Here is a 14,353-nt window from a genome sequence, read left to right on the forward strand (position 1 = left end):
TGTCCTACACCGTGTGGCTCGGCCCGTTCGGCGGCCACGAGATGGGGCTGACGCACTACTTGGGCGGGCCCCGCGCCGCGGCCCGCTATGCCCGAAAACACGGTCATCCGGCCAAGAACAACTATGGGTCGTCACTTTTCGCGGTATCGGCGGCCGACGGGCTGGACTGGGCGGCGAGCACCGGCGCGCTAGTCGCCGCTTTCCCCCGCTACCACCCACGATGGGCGTGGTGGATGATTTCTGCACCGGTGCTACGGGAGTTTCTGGTGAGCAATCTGGTGCTGGTACTGCAACCGCAACCGCCAGTTGATTGAAACCTGTTCTCGTTTTGCCTCCGGCTGGGTAGGGTGGCGCCATGCCGCTGGCGACGATGCAGAGCGGAGCGATGAGGAGGAGCGGCGCATATGCCTGACAGCCAGAAGACTGAATACGACAAGCTGTTTATCGGCGGCAAGTGGACCGAACCGTCGACCTCCGATGTCATCGAGGTGCACTGTCCAGCAACCGGCGAATATGTCGGCAAGGTGCCCCTGGCCGCTGCAGCCGACGTCGACGCCGCCGTGGCGGCGGCCCGCAAGGCATTCGACACCGGACCGTGGCCCTCCACCCCGCCGGCCGAGCGCGCGGCCGTCATCGCCAATGCGCTCAAGGTGATGGAAGAGCGCAAGGAGCTGTTCACCAAATTGCTCGCCGACGAAACCGGCCAGCCGCCGACGACCATCGAGACGATGCACTGGATGAGCTCGATCGGAGCGCTGAATTTCTTCGCCGGCCCCGCCGTCGAACAGGTCAAGTGGAAAGAGATCCGCAACGGCGGATACGGGCAAAGCATCGTCTATCGCGAGCCGCTCGGCGTCGTCGGCGCGATCGTCGCGTGGAACGTGCCGCTGTTCCTGGCCGTCAACAAGCTGGGTCCGGCGCTGCTGGCCGGCTGCACGGTGGTGCTGAAGCCGGCCGCCGAAACGCCGCTGAGCGCAAATGCTTTGGCGGAGGTGTTCGCCGAAGCTGGCTTGCCCGAGGGTGTGCTCTCGATAGTTCCCGGCGGGATCGAGACGGGCCAAGCATTGACGTCCAACCCGGACATCGACATCTTCACCTTCACCGGCAGCTCGGCCGTCGGGAAGGAGATCGGTCGGCGCGCCGCGGATCTGCTCAAGCCGTGCACCCTGGAACTCGGCGGGAAGTCGGCGGCCATCGTCCTCGCCGACGTCGACCTGGCCTCTGCCATCCCGATGTTGGTGTTCTCCGGGATCATGAACACCGGGCAGGCGTGTGTGGCCCAGACCCGTATCCTGGCACCGCGCTCGCGGTACGACGAGATTGTTGATGCGGTTAGCAATTTCGTGCAGGCGCTGCCGGTCGGTCTGCCGGCGGACCCAGCCGCCCAGATTGGCTCGCTGATCTCGGAGAAGCAACGTAGCCGGGTGGAGGGCTACATCGCCAAGGGCATCGAGGAAGGCGCGCGGCTGGTCTGCGGCGGCGGCCGTCCCGAAGGGCTCGACAGCGGCTACTTCGTGCAGCCGACGGTGTTCGCCGACGTCGACAACAAGATGACGATCGCGCAGGAGGAAATCTTCGGACCGGTGCTGTCGATCATCCCGTACGACACCGAGGACGACGCGATCGCGATTGCCAACGATTCGGTGTACGGGCTGGCCGGCAGCGTGTGGACCACTAATATTCCGCGCGGCATCGAGATTGCGGAGAAGATCCGCACCGGAACGTATGCCGTCAACTGGTACGCGTTCGATCCCTGTTGCCCGTTCGGCGGCTACAAGAACTCCGGCATCGGCCGCGAGAACGGGCCTGAGGGCGTCGAGCACTTCACGCAGCAGAAGAGCGTGCTGATGCCGATGGGCTACACGATCGACAGCTGACCCCGCGACGGGTTAGGCGGCGACGTCGTGCAGTGTGACCGTCTGCAGATCGCGGCTGTCGATGAGGTCCAGCAGCGCCGGATAGCAGCGGGTGATGGTGGGCAGGTTGGCATGCGCCAGCACGATCTGCTGCGGCTGAAACGACTTGGTGGCGTAGGCAATTAGGCTGGCTTCGCTCTCCGGCGCGGAATCGCCGAGACTACTGCTCCACATCGTGATCGTCGTATAGCCCTGATCGGCGGCGACGCGGTCGATGTCGCCGTTGTGGACGCCGTACGGCGGGCGAAAATATGGGGTGCCGTCCACGCCATAGGTGCTTTGCAGAAAGTCGGCGTTGCGCCGAATCTGGTCGGCCACTGCGCTCAGCCCAATCCGGTTGAGGTATGGGTGTGACCAGGTGTGGTTGGCCATCTGGACCTGCCCGGACTCGACCATTGGTCGCAGCGCAGGGGCATTGGCCGACCAGGATGGGTTGGCGCCGGTGACGAAAAAGGTGAGCCGAGTGCCGCTGTCGCGGCAGAACTGGGCGAATGCGCCCACGACTGGGACGCTGGCACCGTCGTCGACGGTGAGGGCTAACTGATTACCACTCCCGGGCAATCGGGTGATGACACCGGCCGCCGTGGGAAGCGGGGCCAGCGGAATCGCCCACCGCACCGGGCCGGCACCTGCCTGCGCCGCCCTGCTTACTGCCGCCGCGAAGGTGGTTGCAATGGCCCCCAGGATCGTCCGCCGATCGATATTCGGCATAGGGTCAAAGCTACGCCGACTCGCAGAATCGGTGCTTTCCTATTGCGCCACTTGGTGTTTGGCTTTGATTCACTCCCTTGACGCTGTTGACGCCACTGCCAGTTTCGCAGACTGCCGGGCACAACCCCAGGAGAGGGTGACCCCGTTGCTGCCGTGGCCGTAGTTGTGCACACAGCGCGCCGAGCCAAGCGGCTCAACCTCGACCCGCACGGCGGGCCGGCCCGGGCGCAGCCCGGTGGCGATCTCGATCACCTCGGCGTCGGCGAGGCGCGGCTCGACCGCCGTGCATCGCTGCAGAATCCGCTCGGTTACCTCGGGATCGGGCGTTCGGTCCCAGCGGCCCGGCACCTTGATCCCGCCGCAGACCACTCGCTGGGGATGCGGAAAGTAGCCCGTCCATTCCGCGGCCTCGGTCAATTCGATGAACACCTGGTCCAGCCCCGGATTGCTCAGCACGACGTGCTGGCCGAACATCGGTTCCAATGTGTCGTCGCCGGCGAGTTCCCGAGCGCCAAGACCGGCGCAGTTGACCACAATCGGCGCGGACTCGGCGGCATCGGCCAACGACTCCACCCGGCGCATCTCGATGTGACCGCCGGCCGCCGACAGACGGTCCACCAGGTACTCCAGGTAGCGCGGCATGTCGATCAGCGGCATGGTCGCGTGAAACCCATGACGGAACCCCGCCGGAATCTGCTCGTCCGCGCAGCGCCGAAGGTCGGGAATCAGGCAGGCCTGCGGCGGCAGCTTGTCGATGTCCGCTAAGTCGCCTACCGCTAGCACCGGCGCCAACCGCACTCCGGTGTCGGGAGCCGTTGCTAACTGCTGGAACTCGCGCAGTGACACCGCCATCCATGCCAGGGTTTGAGTGGGCGATTCTTGAAAGGCAGGTCCCCAGAGGGCTCCTGCGACGACGGAGGTGGTCTGCGCTGGCGGCTCTGCCGCCCACACCTCCACCGGCGAGCCCGCCTCAGCCAGACAGATCGCTGTGGTCAGTCCGCTTACCCCGGCGCCGACCACCACGACGGGTTCCGCGTTGTTCGATCGACCGCCGTCTGTGCTCATGGTCTTATTGTGTCGGGTGGGTGGGCGTCAGGTAACGACCTCGCGAGCCAACGCCTGCGATTGCCGGGTGGTCGGTGGTGCGCCAAGATCGGTGGCGTGGCAGGTGTCGATCTGTCGTTGTTGGACGTGCCCCGGTCAGAGCCGGTTGAAGATGCGGAAGCCTACCTGCGTGCGGTGGTCGCGTGGCACTTCAGCGAAGACACCGGATCGCCGTTCTGGTCGCGCATCGCCGCCACACTGAACTTCGATCCGCTGACCGAGATCAACAGCTTTGCGGATCTGCGCTTGTTTCCCAACCTTGTCAACGAACTGCGCGATGCGCCGGTGGAGGACCTAATTCCACGCGGGTACGGTTCACCGCCACCAGTTCCCCAGATCTTCGAGTCCGGCGGCACGACGGGTCCTCCCAAACGGACTGTGCAACTGCCCGATTGGATCGATCAAGTCGCGCGCTGGCAGACTGAGGATTTCACTGCGGGCGGCTTCCTGCCCGGGCGCGGCTTCCTGTGCATGATGCCCACCGGACCGCATGGGGTCGGTTATTTTTCCCGTCTTGTCTCTACTCGGCTCGGCTCGATTTTCCACTCGATCGATCTCGACCCCCGCTGGGTGAAAAAGATTGCAGCGCGTAACGCCGCATCCGACGTGTCTGCCTACGTCGACCATGTGGTCGAGCAAGCCGTCTACATTCTGCGCAGCCAGAACGTCGCCAATATGCACACCACTCCCCCGCTGCTGGAGATGATCGCGCGCAGCGATGAGCTGGTGGACTTGGTGAACGAGAAGATCCGCTACGTGTTGCTCAGCGGCGCCCATGTGGACACCGACACCCTGGATCTGCTTCGAGGAATCTTCCCGGAAACCATGATCACGATGGTTTTCGGCAGCACCATGATCCTGTCGCAGGCCACCACCCGTACCGCCGAGGATGGCGAGTCGTTCGTTTTCGATCCGCGCACACCGTATGTGGTGTTCTGGGTGGTGGACCCCGACACCGGCGACCAGGTGCCCTACGGGCAACGCGGCCAGGTGGTGATGAACCACCTCAGCAAGGGAATGTTCATCCCGAACAACCTGGAACGCGATACCGCAATCCGAATGCTGGGACCCGCAGGACAGATCGGCGATTCGCTCAGCGAGGTGCGGCCGGTGGCGACATTCGACGGTGAGGCTGTCATCGAAGGTGTGTATTGACGTGACGTCGCTGACCAATGAACAAACCAGTGCTGCAACCGATTTAGTGTTCCTCGACGCACTCGGCCCGGGCGGGCCGTACCGGACGCGGAACCGCCAAGTTATCACCACCACGACAGGCGTGCCGGTTGCCGAGCTGAGTATGGCGCCGCCGCTTTATGTTTCGCGCAGCATCAGCGCGCAGCGCAAAGCGGAACCGTTGCCGCTCGTCCAGCGCCAGGCCGCGCTCTCCGCTGCCGCTGATGCGTTCGCGACGGCGGTGATCGCTGGCCTGGACTTCGACACCTACGTCGAACTAGCCAGCCGGGTTTCGGGGCTGCCGATCACGGTGACCCGTGCCGGGGCCCGCCAGGTCGCCGACGGTGTCGCGTCGGCATTCGATGCGGTGCGGCCGGCTCGTCCTGCCGGGGCGGCGCTGGACTGGCGGGAGGCGGGCACCCGCAGCGGTGGGGCCGTGTGGGCCCGCCGCGGCGAGGTGTTCGCCGTCCATGCCTCGGGAAACGGGCCCGGGATTCACGCCCTGTGGCCCCAGGCGCTGGCGCTGGGCTACCGGGTGGCGATCCGCCCGTCGAGCCGCGAGCCGTTCACCGCGCACCGGCTCATACACGCCCTGAGGGACAGTCGATTTCGGCCGGAGGACGCGACATATCTGCCGACGGACCATGGCGGAGCCGACGAGATCATCCGGTCGGCCGACCTGGCCATGGTCTACGGTGACCAGCACCTCGTCGACACCTACGCCAACGATCCGACGGTGTTCGTCAACGGCCCAGGACGGGCCAAGATTCTGATCACCGCAGAGCAGGATTGGCGCGACCACCTCGATGTCGTCGTGGACTCGATCGCCAACCTGGGTGGGATGGCGTGCGTCAACGCCACCGCCGTGCTCTATGAAGGTGACCCCGCTCCGCTCGCGCAGGCGATCGCCGAGCGCTTGTCGACGATCGAGCCGCTTCCGACCGAGGACGAGCGAGCGATCCTGCCCACGCAGAGTGCGGACAAGGCCCAGCAGATCGCGAACTATCTTGCCGCCCAATCCGCCGGAACGACGCCGTTGCTTGGCGCCGATCGCGTGGTCGCCACACTTGGCAACGACTGTGCCGCCCTCCGCCCCGCTGTACATGTGCTGGCCAGACCCGACGTCGACAAGCTCAACACCGAACTGCCGTTCCCGTGCGTGTGGGTGTCGCCGTGGTCGCGGGACGACGGCACGGCTGCGCTGCGGCACTCCCTGGTCGTCACGGCCATCACCGACGACGAAGCGCTGATCGACGCGCTACTGGCCGAGCCGACCGTCGCCAACGTTTACTGCGGCCGGCACCCGACCTACTACAGCGCACACCAGATCCCGCACGATGGGTTCCTGGCGGATTTTCTGATGCGCACCAAGGGTTTTATTCGGGACTGAAGCTACGCTCGTGGGCGATTCAACGTTGATTGTCGAGTCCGCCTCAGGGACGTCATCGTGCTAGTGCCCGGTGCAGGTACGGGTCGAAGTAACCGGGGCCGGACGTGATCGGACGCAGGCGGTCATTCATGGTTGTCGGGCCGACGTGGCGTTCGAAAATCCGCCACCCACGATCCGTTCGGCGCAGCCGGTCCGTCATCGCCGAGTAGACCCAGATCGCAGGTAGCTCACCCGGACTTCCGAGTACCTCGGCGGTAACCATGCCCGGCACAGAGTCCGGCGCGGCGTAGCGCACGAGAAGGTTGTGGTAGCGGACGATCACTCCGTCACCGTCACGGTCGACGATCGGGTTGGTCGCCAGCCGGCTGACGCCCGGGACGCTGTACGGGTACGCCTGCTGGAAAAAGCGCCGCATTTCGGCCCGACCGCGATTGACGCCCTGGGTGTGGTACATGACGCAATCCGGCAAGAAGGCCTCGAGCATCGCATCGATAGCACCGGCATCGAACAGCAAGTTGACGCGGTTGATGAAGTCGATCGCGCTTGTCCGGTCTGCGGGATCGACATCACTGTCGAGAACGATGGGCGGCAAGTCCGGCATGACCACACCTCTCGGTTGTGGTGCGTGGGTGTCGAGCAAAAAGCACCGTCAGTTTACCATCAGTTCACCATTTATTAACCAGCCCTGCTCACGTCCTTTGGTCAATATTCGGACAAGCGATCGCCTCGCCGCGGTAAACGGTTAGCCGCAGAAGTACCTGGGCAGCTGCACCTTCGGCGTCGTTCGGGTGCTCAGAAAGCCTCTTCGCGCAGTTCCATCAGAGCAAGGTCGACGTTATCCACGATCCGGCGCTCGGCGCTAAGCCGAGGAAGTACGTTTTTGGCGAAAAACTTTGCGGCAGCCACCTTTCCGATGTAGAAGGTGCGGTCCGCGGATGCCGGGTCGCGGTCCAGTGCGCCCAGTGCGATTTCAGCGTGCCGTAGCAACAGCCATCCGATGAGCAGATCACCGACGGCGAGCAGGAAGGGCACCGACACCAGGCCCACTCGGTACAGCTCGCGGGCGTTGTGCTGCGACTCCATCAGGTAGCCGATCATCGCGGTCACGGTAGCCTGCAGGTCTTTCAGCGCGGCGGCCAAAGCCGATCGCGCGTCGGCCAGTTCCGCCCGGGCGTCCGCATTGTCGAGGAAGCCTTGTATCTGCCCCAGCACGTGTTGCAGGGCGACCCCTTGGTCCCGGGCGACCTTGCGGAAAAAGAAGTCCTGGGCCTGGATCGCGGTAGTGCCCTCGTAAAGGCTGTCGATCTTGGCGTCCCGGATGTACTGCTCGATGGGATAGTCCTGCAGGAACCCCGAGCCGCCCAGCGTCTGCAGCGATTCGGTGAGGCATTGGTAGGCCCGCTCGGAACCCACACCCTTCACGATCGGTAGCAGAAGATCGTTGACGCGGTGGGCCAGCTCGGCGTCCGCCCCCGAAATAATGCCCGCGACCTCCGTGTCCTGGTGGGCCGCGGTGTACAGATACAGCGCCCGCAGCCCCTCGGCGTATGACTTCTGCGTCAGCAGCGCCCGGCGCACGTCGGGGTGGTGAATGATGGTGACCCGCGGGGCATTCTTGTCGGTCATCTCGGTCATGTCGGCGCCCTGCACCCGTGTCTTGGCGAAGTCCAATGCATTGAGGTAGCCCGTCGATAATGTCGAGATCGCCTTGGTGCCCACCATCATTCGCGCGTACTCAATGAGCTTGAACATCTGCGCCATGCCGTTGTGGGTGTCGCCGATGAGCCAGCCGGTGGCGGGAACTCCGTGCCCGCCGAGCGCTACCTCGCAGGTTGCTGAAGCCTTCAGGCCCATCTTGTGCTCCAGGCCAGTGACGAACACGCCGTTCCGCTTACCCGGCTCACCGGTCTCGGGGTCGGGGAGGTATTTCGGAGCCAGGAACAGGCTGAGACCCTTGGTGCCCGGTCCGGCGCCCTCCGGGCGGGCCAGCACCATGTGCATGATGTTCTCGAATAGGTCGTCGGTGTCGCCGTTGGTGATGAACCGCTTGACGCCCTCGATGTGCCAGGTGCCGTCACCCTGATCCATGGCCTTGGTCCGCCCGGCGCCGACATCGGAACCGGCATCGGGTTCGGTGAGCATCATGGTGGCGCCCCACTTGCGGTCGATGGCCAGCGTTGCCCAATACCGTTGTTGCTGGTTGCCGATGTGATAGAGGATGTCCGCAAGCACGGGGCCAGACATATACATGTACACCGCGGGGTTGGCGCCGAGCACCAGCTCATTGATCGCCCAGCTGACCATCGACGGTGCGGGCACACCGCCGACGTGCTCGTCGAGGCCGACGCGGAACCATTCACCATCCCGCCAGGCGCGCAAGGACTTCTTGAACGACTCCGGCAGGGTCACAGCATGGGTTTCGGGATCGAATGTCGGCGGGTGGCGGTCCGCGTCGGCGAAAGACTCGGCCACCGGTCCCTCGGCCAGGCGCGCCGCCTCGGTCAGCATCTGTCGCACCGAATCGCCATCCAAGTCTCCAAAAGCGCCAGCAGCGAGCGCCTTTTCTAAGTTGAGCACCTCGAAAAGGTTGAACTCCAGATCGCGCACGTTGCTCTTGTAATGGCCCATTGGGCGCCTCCCCGCTTCGCTGGGCCGAGCGTAACGCGCTCGGAGCCCTTTTAAAGGCCCGGAACCGGGCTTGGCGACGTTCGATGAAGGACTGCACACCTTCGGCGGCATCAGCGGCGCCGAAAAGCGCAGGCAAATCCGGCCGCAACCGGTCGATGGGGCCAGTTCACCGTGTTCGCGTGCCAGCTGCGCCGAGGCGAGGGTGGCTTTGACGCCCAACGGCGCAGCGCGATCGGCGATGGTGTGTGGGAGCTGGCAGCGGTCAACCCGGGAACTGGGACTATGCAAAGCTACATATTCAGCTTGGTCGAGTCGCTGGCCGGACTGTTGCGACACGTCGCAGGCCCAGGATGCGAGCACCTATTTGTTTAGCAAATCTGTATGTTGTATGCTTTTGTGCATAATCATGGGTCGGCCCCTCCGGCCTGTGAGTCAGGAGATAACGATGTGGGTTATCGAGCTCAACGTTGCGGGCTACCGGTTCACTCGTGAGGTTTCCGACCAGCGCAGCCAGCCATTGCGTGGCGTCCCGTTCCGCCGGCGAAACCTGCGCTGGCGCGCCCCGCAGCTTCGTCACTCGCCCGCTGCATAACGATCCGGCATCAAGGGGGACGGCGATCGTGTCGACGGCAGTAGACGCCGCGCGCAAGAAACGTGGGGACACCCGCACCAACATGCTGGTCACCGCCGCTGAGGTGATGCGTGAGCGCGGCGCGGCCGGCGTCACCATCGACGAGGTACTGACCCGCAGCGGCGCGCCGCGGGGCTCCGTGTACTACCACTTTCCCAACGGCCGCAACCAGATTCTCGCCGAGGCACTGCGCTACTCCGGTGATGCGATCACCGCGACCATCGATGCCGCCGCCGACCGGGGCGCGATGGCCCTGGTACATCACTTCGTCGAGTACTGGGAACATCTGCTGGCCGACAGCGACTTCAATGCCGGCTGTCCCGTGGTGGCCGCAGCGATCGGTTGCGGCGACGATGAACCGCGGCTGACCACCGAGGCGGGCCGGATTTTCGACCGCTGGCGCACGGCACTGAGCCGGGCCTTTATCGCCGACGGCTTTGAGCAGGCCGACGCAGAATCGCTGGCGGTAACGTCTATCGCCGCCTTGGAGGGCGCCGTCGTTTTGTGCCGCTCGACGCGCAGCGCCGGACCGCTGCGCGAAGTCGTCGATCAGCTCGAATTCCTCATTAAGGCAAGGGATTTCGTCCGCCGGAACGGGGTACCGCACCGCTAGTCCCGCGAGCAGACGCAAAAGGCTCCCGACGCGCTGGCTCGCTAGGCGCTTTTGGTTCAGGTGGCCGGGCAGGGCCCGGCGAACACCGCTGGAGGTTAGTCGCTGGCCGGCAGCGGCTTGGCCTCTTTGAGTTGCAGCGGGGTCTCGCCGATGGTCAGCGTGCCGGCGCCCGCCTTGGTCACCAGTACTTCGGCGCCGTTCTCGTCGACGTAGCGCTTGCCCATCACGGTGCCGTCGGCGAATGCCGGATTCAGCTCGCCCGACCGCTCGGCGCCGATCGGCACCATCGGGGCACCGCCGCAGCGCAGGTCCTCCAGGCTGTCGGCGGTCCGGACGACGATCACCTGGGTGTCGCACACCTGGCTGGCGAGGCGGGTTCCGTTCTTGATCATGGCGTGGTCCTCTACTGGTCGCTTCCCTTTACTGCTCGGCCGGCGCGGCTCGAAGTTCATCGACTAACACGCGGCGCAGGACCTTGCCGGTCGCATTGGTGGGCAGCTCGTCACGAAACACTACCCGGTCCGGCGTACGCGAACCCCGCAAGCTCTTGCGGACGTATGCGCGCAGGTCATCGGGGTCAGGGTCGGCGCCTTCCGCTGGGACAACCACCGCGACGATCGCCTGGCCCCACTGCGGGTCGTCGACGCCTACCACTGCCACGTCGCGCACCTGCTGATGTTCGATCAGCACGTCCTCGAGCTCGGCCGGTGCGATGTTCTCGCCGCCGCGGATGATGGTGTCGTCGCTACGTCCGCCGATGAACAGGTAACCGTCCTCGTCCAGCGTGGCGATGTCTTTGGTCGGGAACCAGCCGTCCTCGTCGAGCACCGAGCCGACCCCGGCGTACCGGCCGGAGACCTGATCGCCACGGACGAACAACTCCCCCGTCTCGCCCGGGCCGAGCACGGTGCCGTCCTCGTCGCGGATCTGCAGTTCGATGCCCGGCACCGCTTGGCCGACCGACGCGAGCCGCTTCGCGACCGTGGACTCGGATGCAGCCAGGGCTTCACGGTGATCGTCTGGCGTGAGCACGGCGATCGTCGAACTGGTCTCGGTCAGGCCGTAGGCGTTGACAAAACCGACGTTCGGCAGCAGCTCGAGGGCCCGCCGCACGAGCGGCAACCCCACCTTCGAGCCGCCATAGGCCAGATTGCGCAGCGACGGTAGCTCGTGGCCGCCTTGCTCTAGTACCCGGACGATGCGGTCGAGCATCGTGGGCACCACGGTCGCGGTGGTGACGTGTTCGGCGTTGACCAGCCGCACCCAGTCCTCGGCGTCGAAGTCGGGAAGGTAGACCATCTTGCGGCCGGCGTAGAGGTTCGACAGCGCAGCGCCCACCCCGGCGACGTGGTAGGGCGGCACGCAGATCAGCGCGGCGTCGTCGGGCTCGGCCGAGTCGAATTCCACGGTGCCGGTGATGTAGCTGGTCAAGTTGTTGTGAGACAGCTCGACCGCCTTGGGCTGCGAGGTGGTCCCCGACGTGAACAACACGATCGCAACCGCATCGGGGTCGGGAAACTCCGCGGCCGGCGCGGCGGTGCCGGCGGCACTCAGGAATTCGTCGGACAGCAGCGTTTGCCGGCCGGCATCGCCCACCATCTCGCGGTAACGGCTGTCGACGATCACGAGCGGTTCGGGCAGCCGCCGGATCAGCGTTTGGATACCTTCGGCAGACAACCGGTAGTTGATCGGGGTGAACGCCAGCCCGGCACGTGCCGAGGCGAAGATCAGCAACGGCAGCATCGCGCCACCGGTGCCGACATAGGCCACATGCTGGGCATTCGATTCGGCGATGACGCCCGCGCCGCCGTCGGCGAGGTCGCTCAATTGCTGGGCGGTCAACCGGACGTCGCCGCAGACCACGGCCGTTCGGTCGGGGTTGCTCGACACAGCCATCTCGAGAAGTAACGAAATGCTCATCCTCGAATCCTTCTGGGCTGCAACCCTTTTCGAATTCGGTCATCGGGTAGGACGTGACACTGACGCCCAAAACTGTATTGTAGACCACCTAACCGATATGCCCTTCGGGGTGCTGCGCCCGCGAAGCGGTGCGCCGCCGGGCGGGAACTGGACAAGCAGCCGAGCCGAGCTCCGTACGACGTCTACGTGCTTGGCTTCCACGCTGAGATTCGTGGGATCCAGCGCGGCACATTGCGGCGATACTCCAGGTATTCGCTGCCGTAGCGCTCGGCGAGATGCGGCTCTTCCCAGAACCGGATGGCGGTCGCCTGAAACACCAGAAACGTCGCAAACCACGCCAGCGGCCAAGCCGAGGCGGCGATGGCTGCCTCACCGAGCAGAATGCACAGCACACCGGTGATCATTGGGTTACGCACATGCCGATAGGGACCACGCACGACGAGGTGCACCGGCTCGCCCATCACTTCGCCGAGACCAAGCGTTCCCTCGCCGAAGCGGTCGAACAGCACCACCGTCCAGATCAGCAGCCCCAACCCCACGGCGATCAGTAGGCCGCCGAGCGTCACGAGGACAACGTTCCACAGGGCCCCGAGATCCGGCGCCCGCACGTCGGCCCAGGGCGTGATCAGCGCCGGAATCACCAGCGTCACCGTCACCGGGAAAAGCAGAACCGACATCAAATGCCGCCACCACAGCCGCCGTTCTTGCGTGTCCGCCACCATTGCCAGACCTCCATTTCGATACTTCAACCACCGTTGAACAATGAGGGTACGCTCGCTTCGGCTAAAGATCAACACTTGTTGAAGTAAGCTGCCAGGCATGTCGGAGGCCCCTCGCGCGGGCCGGTGGCGGACCGGTCAACAGAACAAGCAGCGCATCATCGACGCTGCGCGGGACCGTTTCATGCGCGAGGGCTACGAGCAGGCGACCGTCCGGGCCATCGCCGCCGACGCCGGCGTCGATGTCGCGATGGTCTACTACTTCTTCGGCAACAAGGAGGGACTGTTCACCGCATCGGCGCTGACCGGCCCCGAACACCCACTGCACCAGTTGGCGTCGCTGCTCGACGAGGGCACCGAGCAGATCGGCGGGCGGCTGGTGCGCCGCTTCCTCGAGCACTGGGACGACGGCGGCGTCTACGAGCCGTTCCTGACGTTGTGGCGATCGGCAGCGATTCAGCCGCGGGCCCGCCAGGTGCTGCACGACGCGATGGCCGGCCCGATCGCCGAGCGGGTGGCGGCCGAATTCAGGGTGGCCGATGCCGAACTGCGCGTCGAGCTGGTTGCCAGCCACCTGGCCGGGCTGGCGTTCGCGCGTTACCAGCTTCGCATCGAGCCGATCGCCTCCAGCTCTGTCGAGGAGTTGGTTGCCTGGGTGGGGCCGACGGTGCAGCGCTATCTCACCGATCCGAACCCGCGCTAGCTGTCCAACACCTCGGCCACCCGCGCCTCGATACCACCCAGACCGGACAGGTCGATCCCGAACGTGTCGGTCAGCGCGTCGAGGACTTGCTCGGCGGTATCGAATCGGGTCCGCTCGGTCCCGCCATGGGAATGCATGGCGAGGTTGCGCCCCCGAAGATTCCACCGCGCATCGTCGGTGACCAGCGCAGCGGTGAGCCCGGTGACGAACGGCGACCCGGGATACGTTGAGGTATACCAACTTCCGACCTGGAGGTCGATCAGCGGGCGTGGCTCGGTGGCGAAGGTATACAGCGGCTGCCAAACATCGCGCACCAACGCCTCCAACACATAACCCCGGCCGTAAGTCTGCAGCCGGTACGGCTCGTGTCGGGTCTGCTGAGTTGTCCCGGCTTCCAACCGGATTGGCGACGACAGGGTTTGCCCGCCGAAGCCGACGTCCACCAGAAACACGTTGTCGACACCGGGGATGCGCACAGCAAGCGCCTGATGGTTCTCGGCCGTCGGCGGCCCAGCCAAGCCGTGGGGGCTCATCCACACCACCCGCGCCACCAGCGCATCGACACTAAAGCCTAGGGCCTCCAACGCATATCGCATCAGGTTGTTGTGCTCGTAGCAGTAGCCACCGCGACGGCGGCGCACCAGCTTGTCGGCCAGCACGCTCGGGCCCAAATCGACGACGGGGATACCGAGCAACGGGTCGAGATTCTCGAAGGCGATACTGCGCCCGTGGGCGGCCACCAGCTCGGTCAATGTCTCCAGCGTGGCATCCGCCGGTCCCGAATAGCCGATGCGGGTGAAATACGCCGCGAGCCTCATCGGCGGCGACCCGCTGCGCCCGGCTTC

Annotated in this window: 13 protein-coding genes and 1 pseudogene; 6 read left to right on the plus strand and 8 right to left on the minus strand. The window is 65.2% G+C overall.

Annotated features, from left to right (window positions below):
- Together VFA16_RS11630 and VFA16_RS11635 are read left to right on the plus strand one after the other, a co-directional pair.
- Positions 1 to 314: pseudogene (locus tag VFA16_RS11630) on the plus strand (SAM-dependent methyltransferase); the annotation flags it as partial.
- A 90-nt stretch (positions 315 to 404) separates the two neighbouring features.
- Positions 405 to 1,877: an aldehyde dehydrogenase gene (locus VFA16_RS11635; protein WP_324967955.1), complete on the plus strand. Its 1,473-nt coding sequence runs from the start codon at positions 405 to 407 to the stop codon at positions 1,875 to 1,877.
- Positions 1,878 to 1,889: 12 nt separating this feature from the next.
- Here VFA16_RS11635 and VFA16_RS11640 read toward each other — a convergent pair whose 3' ends face one another.
- Positions 1,890 to 2,627, minus strand: coding sequence for a polysaccharide deacetylase family protein (locus VFA16_RS11640; protein WP_324967956.1), 738 nt, complete (start codon positions 2,625 to 2,627; stop codon positions 1,890 to 1,892).
- Between the two features lie 69 nt (positions 2,628 to 2,696).
- On the minus strand, positions 2,697 to 3,692 hold the full coding sequence (locus VFA16_RS11645) for an FAD-dependent oxidoreductase (protein ID WP_324967957.1): 996 nt from the start codon (positions 3,690 to 3,692) through the stop codon (positions 2,697 to 2,699).
- A 96-nt stretch (positions 3,693 to 3,788) separates the two neighbouring features.
- On the opposite strand from VFA16_RS11645, the gene VFA16_RS11650 reads away from it, so the two are divergent.
- Both VFA16_RS11650 and VFA16_RS11655 read left to right on the plus strand, forming a co-directional pair.
- Positions 3,789 to 4,886, plus strand: a complete 1,098-nt coding sequence (locus tag VFA16_RS11650; RefSeq protein WP_324967958.1) for a phenazine antibiotic biosynthesis protein — start codon at positions 3,789 to 3,791, stop codon at positions 4,884 to 4,886.
- 10 nt (positions 4,887 to 4,896) lie between these two features.
- A complete protein-coding gene (locus VFA16_RS11655) occupies positions 4,897 to 6,294 on the plus strand; it encodes an aldehyde dehydrogenase family protein (protein WP_324967964.1) in 1,398 nt (465 codons plus the stop codon).
- 52 nt (positions 6,295 to 6,346) lie between these two features.
- Here the strand turns inward: VFA16_RS11655 and VFA16_RS11660 are convergent, their stop codons facing one another.
- Positions 6,347 to 6,895 (minus strand): nuclear transport factor 2 family protein, encoded by a 549-nt coding sequence (locus VFA16_RS11660; protein ID WP_324967959.1) that lies wholly within the window; start codon positions 6,893 to 6,895, stop codon positions 6,347 to 6,349.
- Between the two features lie 191 nt (positions 6,896 to 7,086).
- Entirely contained in the window at positions 7,087 to 8,922 is a 1,836-nt protein-coding gene (locus tag VFA16_RS11665; protein ID WP_324967960.1) for an acyl-CoA dehydrogenase, read from the minus strand.
- Between the two features lie 674 nt (positions 8,923 to 9,596).
- Between VFA16_RS11665 and VFA16_RS11670 the strand changes: the two genes are divergently transcribed.
- Complete coding sequence (locus tag VFA16_RS11670) at positions 9,597 to 10,166, plus strand: TetR/AcrR family transcriptional regulator (RefSeq protein ID WP_324967965.1); 570 nt, start codon at positions 9,597 to 9,599, stop codon at positions 10,164 to 10,166.
- Positions 10,167 to 10,261: 95 nt separating this feature from the next.
- On the opposite strand, the gene VFA16_RS11675 is transcribed toward VFA16_RS11670, so the two are convergent.
- The 3 genes from VFA16_RS11675 to VFA16_RS11685 all read right to left on the minus strand — a co-directional run bounded on the left by VFA16_RS11675 (position 10,262) and on the right by VFA16_RS11685 (position 12,808).
- A complete protein-coding gene (locus VFA16_RS11675) occupies positions 10,262 to 10,558 on the minus strand; it encodes a hypothetical protein (RefSeq protein WP_083088752.1) in 297 nt (98 codons plus the stop codon).
- A gap of 28 nt (positions 10,559 to 10,586) precedes the next feature.
- Positions 10,587 to 12,086, minus strand: a complete 1,500-nt coding sequence (locus VFA16_RS11680) for a fatty acid--CoA ligase family protein (RefSeq protein WP_324967961.1) — start codon at positions 12,084 to 12,086, stop codon at positions 10,587 to 10,589.
- 182 nt (positions 12,087 to 12,268) lie between these two features.
- Positions 12,269 to 12,808 (minus strand): isoprenylcysteine carboxylmethyltransferase family protein, encoded by a 540-nt coding sequence (locus tag VFA16_RS11685; protein ID WP_324967962.1) that lies wholly within the window; start codon positions 12,806 to 12,808, stop codon positions 12,269 to 12,271.
- Positions 12,809 to 12,905: 97 nt separating this feature from the next.
- On the opposite strand from VFA16_RS11685, the gene VFA16_RS11690 reads away from it, so the two are divergent.
- Positions 12,906 to 13,508 carry a TetR/AcrR family transcriptional regulator gene (locus VFA16_RS11690; RefSeq protein ID WP_324967963.1) on the plus strand — a complete coding sequence of 201 codons (603 nt, stop codon included), beginning with the start codon at positions 12,906 to 12,908 and terminating at the stop codon, positions 13,506 to 13,508.
- On the opposite strand, the gene VFA16_RS11695 is transcribed toward VFA16_RS11690, so the two are convergent.
- The gene (locus VFA16_RS11695; RefSeq protein WP_324967966.1) at positions 13,505 to 14,326 is read right to left on the minus strand and encodes an arylamine N-acetyltransferase; all 822 of its coding nucleotides are present in this window, start codon (positions 14,324 to 14,326) and stop codon (positions 13,505 to 13,507) included. The genes VFA16_RS11690 and VFA16_RS11695 overlap by 4 nt on opposite strands.
- Positions 14,327 to 14,353: the final 27 nt, after the last annotated feature.

The sequence above is a fragment of the Mycobacterium sp. genome (assembly GCF_035653355.1).
In the GTDB taxonomy this organism is placed as follows: Bacteria; Actinomycetota; Actinomycetes; order Mycobacteriales; family Mycobacteriaceae; genus Mycobacterium.